Annotated in this window: 1 protein-coding gene; it reads left to right on the top strand. The window is 73.8% G+C overall.

Going from position 1 to position 519, the window contains the following annotated elements; translation table 11 throughout:
• On the top strand, window positions 1–519 hold a 519-nt coding region (locus ACFPZL_RS14195), incomplete at both ends, for a Gfo/Idh/MocA family protein (RefSeq protein ID WP_382336064.1).

The raw sequence follows: 519 nt of genomic DNA, 5'->3' as shown, positions 1-519 counted from the left end.
GCCGCGGCCGGCGTCTTCGCCATGGAGGCCATGTGGCAGGCGTTTCTCCCGCGCACCGAGGCGATCCGGCGACTGGTGGCCGACGGCGTACTCGGCGAGCTGCGCTTCGTCGAGGCCGCATTCGGCGAGCGCTTCGACCGTCAGGCAGTGCCGCGGCTCTGGGATCCGGCGGCCGGCGGCGGCGCGCTGCTCGACATCGGCGTCTATCCGATCGCATTCGCGCTCGCCTGGCTCGGACCGGCGACGTCGACGACCGCGCGCGGATCGATCACCGCCGACGGCATCGACGAGCGCGTGCAGCTGCTGCTCGAGCACGGCGGCCGCGCGATCTCCTCGCTCGCGACCTCCATCGACACGGCGCTGCAGAACCGGGCCGCGATCTCGGGCGAGCACGCGTTCATCGTGCTCGACGACGAGTTCTACGCGCCGGGCGGCTTCGAGCTGCGCACGCGCGACGAGGCCGCGCGGTGGGAGGATCCGACGCCCCTGCGGGGCCGCGACGGGCTCGCCTACCAGGCC

Source organism: Leucobacter soli (genome assembly GCF_042659205.1).
Classification (GTDB): domain Bacteria; phylum Actinomycetota; class Actinomycetes; order Actinomycetales; family Microbacteriaceae; genus Leucobacter; species Leucobacter soli.
The sequence above is the reverse complement of the archived record's forward strand: the minus strand, read 5'-3'. Positions and strand labels throughout refer to the sequence as shown.